We start from the raw sequence: 8,463 nt of genomic DNA, 5'->3' as shown, positions 1-8,463 counted from the left end.
GGCGCGGACCCGTTGCCCGGTCGGGTCCGAGCCCGCCCCCTCCGCACGACGCGCCGTCCCACGAGCACGCGCGGGTCTTCACATCCGAGACACGGCCACACGATCACGCGCGGGTATTTGCGTACCGAAACACGGGGTTCGCGCATTGAAACTCGGGAGGCAGGCGCGAAGGAGTGTTGAGCGCGGCGACGATCGTCGGGGCGCGCCAGCCTCCCCTACAGAAGCGCGACCAACAGATCGAGCGCTACGCGGTAGCCGGCGGCGCCTTGGCCTTCGACGTGGGAGCGGCAGGCGGGACGGACGACGCTGACGCGCCGCCACTCCTCGCGCTCGCTGATCTTCGACAAATGAACCTCGACCACCGGCTTCCCGAAATCGACGATCGCGTCGTGCAGCGCGTAGGAGTAGTGCGTCAGCGCCCCCGGATTGACCAGCGCCCCCTCCGCCCAGTCCCGCGCCTCCTGCAAAGCGTCGATCAGCGCCCCCTCGTGGTTCGACTGGAACGCCCGCAGCGCGAACCCGCGCTCCTCGGCCCACCCGCGCACCTGCAGCTCGAGCTCCCCAAGCGTCGTCGTCCCGTACTGCGCCGGGTCGCGCCGGCCGAGCAGATTGAGGTTCGGCCCCGAGAGCATCAGGAGCGCGCGCATCGGAACTCCTTCCACGCCGCCTCGAACTCCTCGCGCGCCGCGACGCGGAAGGCGACGCGCCCCGGCGCGACCGGCAGCACCCAGACGTTCTCGCCGCCGAACCGCTTCTTGTCGCGGGCGAGCGCCCGCTCGGCGGCCGCCTCCTCCTCCGCGTCGAGCGCCGGCGGCCGCGACGGCAACCCCAGCGCCGCAAAGAGCGCGTCGAGCCGCTCCGCCAGGTCGCGCGCCTCGAGCAGCCCGATCCGCTGCGCCAAGCGCGCCGCGAACGCCGTGCCGACCTCCACCGCCTCGCCGTGCGCGAGAGGCCGCGCGCGCCGCGCCGTCGCCGCCTCGAGCGCGTGGCCCAGCGTGTGCCCGAGGTTGAGCGCGCGCCGCGCGCCGCGGTCCTCGATGTCCCGCCCGACGAACGCCAGCTTGACCCGCGCCGCGCGCCGCACGATCTCCTCGAGGTCCGGCAGCGGCCGCGCCGCCAGCGCCGCCGCGCGCGCCTCGATGATCTCCAGCAGCGCGCCGTCCCCCACGACCGCCGTCTTGACGGCCTCGGCCATCCCGCCGCGGAACTCCGACTCCGGCAGCGACAGCAGGAACAGCGGATCGAGGTGGACCGCGTCCGGCAGGCGCACCGCGCCGACCGCGTTCTTCGTCCGGTCGAGGTTGATCCCGTTCTTCCCGCCGAGCGCCGCGTCGAGCTGCGCGAGCAGCGTCGTCGGCAGCAGCGCGAACGGCACGCCGCGCTTGTAGGTCGCGGCGATGAAGCCGCCGAGGTCGGAGAGCGAGCCGCCGCCGACGATCCAGAGCGGCGTGTCGCGGTCGAGCCCCGCCTCCAGCAGTTCGCGCCACGCGGCGAGCAGGCTCTCCGCGGTCTTCGCCCCCTCGCCCCCCTCGCGCTCCAGCCGCGCGAGCAGCGCGCCGACCCGCGCGGCGAGCAGCTCCAGCACGCGGCGCGTCTGCGCCGCCGGCAGGTTGCGGTCCACCAGCAGCGCCGCGGCCCGCGTCGGGGGGAACGGCAAGGCGCCGCGCCCGATCGTCACCCCCTCCGCCGCGCCGCGCAGCTCGTCCTCGTCGTCCGGCGCCGCGATCGGCCGCGCCGGCTCGCGGAACTCGCCGTTCTCCGGGTCGTAGAGCAGGCGCAGCAGCTCCAGCGCCACCTCGCCGCGCGGCTTGTCCGCGGTCTGGATCCGCACGTGGGAGCGCGCGTAGCCCGCGGCGCGCGATTCGCGCAGCTCCGCGAGCGCCTGCAGCAGGTTCCCTTCGCCCGACAGGAGCGGCCGCACGCGGACGTCCTCCGGGCGCAGCCGCCGCGCCAGCGAGACGGCCGGCGCGTCGAGGTGGACGACGATCGCCCGCCGCCGCAGCTCCTCGGCGAGCCCCTCGTGCTGCAGCGTGCCGCCGCCGAGGGCGAGCACGCCCGGCGCGTCCTCGGGACGGGCCAGCCAGGCGCGCGCCGCTTCGACCTCCGCGGCGCGGAACCGATCCTCCCCCTCGGCGAAGAGCTGGGCCACGGTGCGCCCCTCGCGCGCCTCGACGCAGGCGTCGAGGTCGTCGAAGCGCCAGCCGAGGTTGTCGGCGACGATCCGCGCGACGGTCGTCTTCCCCGCGGCCATCGGCCCGCAGAACACGAGGTCGCGCGGCGCGCTCACGAGCGCCTCGCGCGCGGCGCGCCGACTCGCCGCGCCGCCGTCCGCACCGCGGCCCGCAGGATCGACGCGGCGCCCGCGGACGGCGCGACGACGCGCGCCGCGCGCGTCACGGCCGCCCCCAGCGCGGGGCGCGGGCGCGGAAGGCGTCGAGCGCCGCGGCGACGTCGTCCACGTGGTCGCCGCCGAACTTCTCGAGGAAGGCGTCGGCGAGGACCAGCGCGGCGACGGCCTCGGCGACGACCGCGGCGGCGGGGACGACCCCGACGTCGCTGCGGACGTAGCGGGCCGTCGTCTCCTCCCCCGTCGCGAGGTCCACCGACGGGAGGCCGCGGCGCAGCGTGGCGATCGGCTTGAACGTCGCCCGCGCGACGAGCGGCTCGCCGTTCGTCATGCCGCCCTCGACGCCGCCGGCGCGGTTCGCGCCGCGGGCGAGCCCCGCGCCGCGCCGGACGATCGCGTCGTGCGCCGCGCCGCCGAGGCCGCGCGCCGCGGCGAGCGCGTCGCCCAGCTCCACTTCCTTCGCCGAGGGGATCGAGAGCAGCGCCTGGCCGAGGCGGCCGTCGAGGCGGCGGTCCCACTGCGCCGCGGCGCCGAGGCCGGGCGGCAGGCCGCTCACGACCAGCTCGATCCGCCCGCCGAGCGTCTCCCCCGCGGCCCGCGCCTCGTCCACCCGCGCGACCATCGCCGCGGAGGCCGCGGGATCGCAGCAGGCGACCGGCGACGCGTCGCGCGCCGCGGCGACCTCGTCCGGCCCGAGCGCCGGATCGAGCGGCCCGGCGGCGACGCCGCCGAACTCGACGACCCGCGCGACGAGCCGCACGCCGAACCGCTCCAGCAGGACGCAGGCCGCGGCCCCCAGCGCGACGCGCATCGCGGTCTCCCGCGCGCTCGCCCGTTCGAGGACCGGATTGGCGTCCGTCCCGTGGTACTTGAGCATCCCGGCGAGGTCGGCGTGTCCCGGACGCGGGATCGTCTTCGCCGCCTCCGCGCGCCCAGCGCGGTTCGAGGCGTTCTCGACGACGACGCCGAGCGGCGCGCCGGTGGTCAGCCCGCGCCACGTCCCGCCGACGATCCGCGGCTCGTCCTCCTCGAGCTTCATCCGCGCCCCGCGGCCGTGGCCCCCCCGGCGGCGGGCGAGGCGCGGGCGCAGGTCGTCCTCGGCGAGCGGCAGCCCGGCCGGCAGCCCGTCGAGGATCCCGACGAGGCACGGCCCGTGCGACTCGCCGGCGGTCATGAAGCGCAGGACGCCCACGCTGCTCCTCCGCCGTTCATCGTAGACCGAAACCGCCCCCGCGCGTGCGGGGCGCATCTCCCCATGTGCCGATGCGTTTTGCGCCGGCCCGCCACCGACAATTAGACTCTTCGGTCCCCGCGGCCGATATTCGCCAGTGGCCGCACGGCCGGAGACCCCCGATGCCCCGTTCCGCCCTTGCCCTCGCCCTCTTCGCCGCCCTCGCCGCGCCGGCGCTCGCCGATCCCCCGGCCGCCCCCGCCCCGGCGGTGGACGTCTCCGGCTCGATCAACCTCGGCCTCTTCGCGGCGCGCGACGCCTACTTCGGCGCCGAGGCGCAGCCGGGCGGCCGCTCCGCCGACTACCACTGGGCCGAGGCGATCGGCCGCCTCAAGCTCGGCAAGGAGTTCGGCGAGCGCATGTCGATCGAGGTCGGCGGCGTCGCCGTGCGGACGCAGGGCGCCGACTACTACGGCGTCGAGGACAAGGGGTTCGCGGCGCTCGAACTGGCGAAGCTGACGTTCAGGAAGATCGGCGGCGCGGACCTCGACGTCGCGCTCGGCCGGCAGGAGGTCGTCTTCGGCGACGGCTTCCTGCTCGGCGACGGCTACTACGACTACCGCGCCGGCGTCTGGTCGGTCCCGCTCAACTACTTCGACGCGGCGCGCGTGGACTACGCCGCCGGCGCGTGGCGCGCGACCGGCGTCGTCGCCAAGCTCTCGCCGTCGTACGGGCCGCAGTGGGGCGCGCTCTACGGCGCGGACGTGGCGTGGCAGGTCGCGCCGAACGCGACGCTCGGCGCGACGCGGCTCGCGCGGAACGACTCCGGCGCGACGGACAACGACGCGCGGGCGACGTCGGTCCGCGGCGCGGCGACGTTCGGCCGGCTGCGGCTCGCCGGCGAGGCGGCGATCGAGCGCGGGACGATCCAGGGGCGCGGCCTCGACGCCTCGGCGTGGCACGCCGACGCCTCGTGGCGCTTCGGCGCGGGAGACGACGCGCCGTACGTGCGCGGCTCGTACTTCTTCTTCTCCGGAGACAAGCCCGGCACGGCCGACGTCGAGGGCTGGTACTCCTGGAACTACCGCTGGAACGACTGGAACCAGTACTACCTCGGCGACATCAACGGCTCGCAGACGTTCGCCGACAACACCGACAAGAAGGTCGCGCTGCTCGAGGCGGGCCTCAAGCCGTCGGCGAAGGTGCGGCTGCGCGTCTTCGCGCTGCGCACGAGGCTCGACACCGGCGCCTTCTTCGGCCTTCCCGCGGACGCGCCGCGCGACTTCTCCGACGAGGTGGACGCGGTCCTCGACTATTCGGCGAGCGAGAAGCTGAGCTTCTGGTTCTTCGCCGGCTGGTCCCGTCCGCGCGACGCGGCGAAGCTGGTCTACGGCGACAAGGACGCCGCCGAGCTGTTCGCCAACATGACCTTCAACTTCTGACGCCCGCGCCCGCCGCCCGACGCGAGCCTCGCGACACGTCGCCCTGCGGCGCGTCAAAGGCAGGGTTCCGCGAGGCTCACGTCGGGAGGCAGGCGCGGCGGAGGCTTCCGCGGTCCGACGGGCGTCGGGGCGCGCCAGCCTCCCCTACACGGAACGAGGAAACCGTCGGCGGAACGGCCCGGCGGCGGCGTTTTCGCGTTGATCCCCCGGCGCGGCCCGCGGACATTCTGCGCGTTGACCGAAGGAGACGACCCCATGCGCAGAACGCTGTTCACGTCCTTGCTCGCGCTGTTCGTCCTGATCCTCGCCGCGCCGCCCGGCGCCGCCCTGGCCGAACCGCCGGACCAGAAGGCGGCGATGGAGGCGTGGGCCAAGGCCGGCGCCCCCGGCCCGCTGCACGCCTTCCTCGCCCAGTTCGAAGGAAAGTGGAAGACCGAAATCACGAGCTACGAGGGCCCCGGCCAGCCTCCCGTGAAGAGCGAGGGCACGGGCGAGAGCCGGATGATCTACGGCGGCCGCTACCTCGCCGACGAAATGACCGGCCAGATGATGGGCCAGCCGTACGAGGGCCGGGGGATCACCGGCTACGACAACGTGAAGAAACAGTTCGTCTCGACCTGGATCGACAACATGTCCACGTCGATCCTCGTGATGACCTGCGCCGCCGACCCGGCGGAGAAGGTGATGCGCTGCCACGGAACCTACGACGACCCGCTCACCGGGAAGACCTTCGCGATGCGCAGCGAGACGCGCATCGAGGGACCGGCGCGGCACGTCATGCGGATCTACGGCGACACCCCGCAGGCGAAGGACGTCCTGATGCTCGAGGTCGTCTACACGCGGCTCTGAGCGGCCGCCGCGCGCCGGAGCCTTGCGCGGGCTCCGGCGCGCGGCGCGCGCATGCCGCGGGCGGTCAGAAGATCGCCGCCAAGCCGACCTTGACGACGATCAGCGCCGCGTAGAGCCCGAAGACCAGCGCGAGCTTGCCGGCGAGCGCGCCGCGGGCCGTCTTGGCGAGGCCGATCGCGTAGAGGACCAGCGCCCAGATCATGAAGACGTCGAGGCTCTTGAACAGCGCGACGAGCGGCTTCGCCGCCGTCGCCGGGTCGAGCAGCGCGCCGAGGTTCGAGGCGACCGGATTGTTGAGGTCCACCGCGCCGCCGGAGGAGAGCGCCACGGCGATGAACGCCAGCGAGCCGAGCATCGCCGGCCCCTGCCCCCAGCAGACGACGCGGAAGACGTCCGGGAAGCGCGGCCCCTTGCCGCCGATCAGCAGGCAGACCCAGAAGACGGCCGAAACGAGCGTGATTCCGATCAGGACGAAGACCGGAGAGAAGACGGAGATGACCTTGGCGAAGGTCGCCCCGACCGCGATCGCCTGCGCCCGCTGCGCATCGTCCATCTGCGCCAGCCGCGGGTTGCTCTTCATCTGCTCTTCCATCGAGACGCTGAAGTCGGAGCGCGAGATGAGGGCGATCGCCGCGACGAGCGCCAGCGCCATCAGCAGGAGCAGCGGCAGCAGCGGGCTGCGCCGCCGCCGCGCGACCTCCTCGAACGCCTCGCCGGGGGCGTAGAACGTCTTGGCCAGCAACGCGACCGCGCCCGTCGCCGGGCCGTCCGCAGGCGGCTCGAGTTCGGACGCCGCGCCGGGCGCCGGGGCCTCGTCCGCGGGGCGCACCCAGAGGCGCGAGTCCGAGGGCGGCGCCGGCGTTTCGTCCGCGGGGCGGATCCCGGGCTTGGCCTCCGCCGCCGACGCGGGCGTCGCGTCCGGCGCCGGCGTTTCGTCCGTGGGGCGGATCGAGGGCTTGGCCTCCGCCGCCGACGCGGGCGTCGCGTCCGCGGGCGTCGCGTGCGGCGCCGGCGCGGCGGGCGGCGTCGCCCAAGGAGTCCGGTCGGTGGGCTTCTCGTCGTTCATCGTTCCGTCGTCCTTTCCGCGCCGCCGCGTCAACGCAGCTTGGCGCGCATGATCTCGAGGATCTCCGCGTCGGTCCCGGCCATCCCGCGCACCGCGAGGCGGCCGAGGTTGGCGAGCGAGGCGAGGCCGTCGGCGCCGACGATCCCGTCCGTCGCCGGGATCCCGACCCCCGCGCGCGCCAGCGACGCGGCGCGGAAGGCGGCGTCCACGGCGGTCATCGTCTTCAGGCCGCAGCCGATTTTGGCGCCGTCGCAGACCATTCCGGCGAGGTTCCCGACGAGATTGTTCACGGCGAGCGAGATTTCGGCCGGGCCGCCGCCGCCGAGCAGCACGAGGCCGCAGGCGAGGCCGATCCCCGCGGCGTTCGCGCCGCCGCAGACGGCGGACAGCGGGCCGAGGTGGTGCGTCGTCAGCGAGGCCATCACGCAGGAGAGGGCCAGCGCCTCCTGCACGCGCTCCTTCGGGGCGAGCCCCTCCTCGCCGCGCAGCGCGAGCGGCACGCTGGCGGTGATTCCCTTGTTCCCCGAGCCGGCGAGCGTCATCACGACGAAGTCCTCGCCGCTCATCCGCGCGTGGACGCCGGCGCAGACGAGCCGCCCGGCGCGGCCGGCGAAGCCGTCCCCCTCCGCCGCGGCGAACGACGGCGGGAAGGCGGCGAGGCCGTGGCGCGCGATGGCCAGGTTGAGCGCCGCGCCTTCGTCGAGGCGCGCGCGGTCGTCCGGCGTCGCGGAGCGGGCGAGGTCGATCAGCTCCTCCAGCGAGAGCCGCGTCAGCGCGGCGCGCGGCGAGGCGCCGTCCTGCGGCGCGCCGGGGGCGGCCGGCGGCGGCGGCACGACGACGCCGTTCCGCTCGATCCGCGTCAGCCGCGTGTGCTCGCGCTCGAGCACCGCGCGGCCGCGGCCGCCGGCGCGCTCGACCACGCAGTCGACGAACAGTTCGGTGCGCGCCGGATCGACGTCCACCGTCAGGGCGTCGGCGGCGAGCAGCGCCTCGGCGCCGGCGAGGATCTCGGGGGTCGCGGCGCGGAACGACTCGAGCTTGAGGTCGGCGCGCGGCAGCAGGGCGCCGATGGCGAGGGCCCAGCGCACGCCGCTCTTGTGCTCCGAGTTGGGGATGCCGACGGCGAAGCAGTTCTTGAACATCCGCGGGTCGAGGACCAGCCGCGCGCGGCGGACCGGCCCTTCGGCCTGCGAGGCGGCGACGGCGGCCGCGTAGGCGACGGCGGCCGGTTCGGTGCAGCCGAGAGCGGGACGCCACTCCGCGGCGAGAAGTTCCGACAAACGCATGACCGACTCCTTCCGGGCGGTCCCGCCCGAAGCGGCGGGTCGCCTTCGGCGGCAAGCCTAGCCTCGGCCCGCGCGGCGCGCCCCCCGCGCGCGCCGCGCCGCCGCCGATTCCCGATACGTACGGTGATCCGCGCCGCCGGCGCGGTTCCACAACGCCCCGCGGCGTGTAGGACGCTGCTGAAAAACGGCGCATTCGGGCCGTTTGAGCGCGTCTACGGGGCGCGAGCCGGACGAGGGCCGACCGAGACCTGAGGTCGAGGGGCCGTCGGCGGGTCGGAATCGACCCGCCGACGCCCTCTATT

General features: G+C 75.1%; 7 protein-coding genes. 2 read left to right on the top strand and 5 right to left on the bottom strand.

Features of this window, described 5'->3' with window-relative positions:
- Positions 1 to 215: 215 nt before the first annotated feature.
- The 3 genes from LLG88_16715 to aroC all read right to left on the bottom strand — a co-directional run bounded on the left by LLG88_16715 (position 216) and on the right by aroC (position 3,521).
- Entirely contained in the window at positions 216 to 647 is a 432-nt protein-coding gene (locus LLG88_16715) for a 3-dehydroquinate dehydratase (GenBank protein MCE5248551.1), read from the bottom strand.
- Positions 632 to 2,287, bottom strand: a complete 1,656-nt coding sequence (locus LLG88_16710; protein ID MCE5248550.1) for a bifunctional shikimate kinase/3-dehydroquinate synthase — start codon at positions 2,285 to 2,287, stop codon at positions 632 to 634. The genes LLG88_16715 and LLG88_16710 overlap by 16 nt, the downstream gene beginning before the upstream one ends.
- 106 nt (positions 2,288 to 2,393) lie before the next feature.
- Entirely contained in the window at positions 2,394 to 3,521 is a 1,128-nt protein-coding gene (gene aroC / locus LLG88_16705) for a chorismate synthase (protein MCE5248549.1), read from the bottom strand.
- A 179-nt stretch (positions 3,522 to 3,700) separates the two neighbouring features.
- Between aroC and LLG88_16700 the strand changes: the two genes are divergently transcribed.
- Both LLG88_16700 and LLG88_16695 read left to right on the top strand, forming a co-directional pair.
- On the top strand, positions 3,701 to 4,960 hold the full coding sequence (locus tag LLG88_16700) for an alginate export family protein (GenBank protein MCE5248548.1): 1,260 nt from the start codon (positions 3,701 to 3,703) through the stop codon (positions 4,958 to 4,960).
- 255 nt (positions 4,961 to 5,215) lie between these two features.
- Positions 5,216 to 5,809, top strand: coding sequence for a DUF1579 domain-containing protein (locus LLG88_16695; protein MCE5248547.1), 594 nt, complete (start codon positions 5,216 to 5,218; stop codon positions 5,807 to 5,809).
- A gap of 64 nt (positions 5,810 to 5,873) precedes the next feature.
- Here the strand turns inward: LLG88_16695 and LLG88_16690 are convergent, their stop codons facing one another.
- Complete coding sequence (locus LLG88_16690; GenBank protein MCE5248546.1) at positions 5,874 to 6,875, bottom strand: YIP1 family protein; 1,002 nt, start codon at positions 6,873 to 6,875, stop codon at positions 5,874 to 5,876.
- Between the two features lie 29 nt (positions 6,876 to 6,904).
- A complete protein-coding gene (locus LLG88_16685; GenBank protein MCE5248545.1) occupies positions 6,905 to 8,161 on the bottom strand; it encodes an L-serine ammonia-lyase, iron-sulfur-dependent, subunit alpha in 1,257 nt (418 codons plus the stop codon).
- Positions 8,162 to 8,463: the final 302 nt, after the last annotated feature.

The sequence above is a fragment of the bacterium genome (assembly GCA_021372775.1).
GTDB lineage: Bacteria > Acidobacteriota > Polarisedimenticolia > J045 > J045 > JAJFTU01.
This window is presented reverse-complemented; position numbering and strand designations above follow the sequence as displayed.

What these genes read in the sequence shown, in the direction of transcription:
- LLG88_16715 (MCE5248551.1), bottom strand. Translation starts at nt 647, where the DNA reads ATGCGCGCGCTCCTGATGCTCTCGGGGCCGAACCTCAATCTGCTCGGC.
- aroC (MCE5248549.1), bottom strand. Translation starts at nt 3,521, where the DNA reads ATGACCGCCGGCGAGTCGCACGGGCCGTGCCTCGTCGGGATCCTCGAC.
- LLG88_16700 (MCE5248548.1), top strand. Translation starts at nt 3,701, where the DNA reads ATGCCCCGTTCCGCCCTTGCCCTCGCCCTCTTCGCCGCCCTCGCCGCG.
- LLG88_16695 (MCE5248547.1), top strand. Translation starts at nt 5,216, where the DNA reads ATGCGCAGAACGCTGTTCACGTCCTTGCTCGCGCTGTTCGTCCTGATC.
- LLG88_16690 (MCE5248546.1), bottom strand. Translation starts at nt 6,875, where the DNA reads ATGAACGACGAGAAGCCCACCGACCGGACTCCTTGGGCGACGCCGCCC.
- LLG88_16685 (MCE5248545.1), bottom strand. Translation starts at nt 8,161, where the DNA reads ATGCGTTTGTCGGAACTTCTCGCCGCGGAGTGGCGTCCCGCTCTCGGC.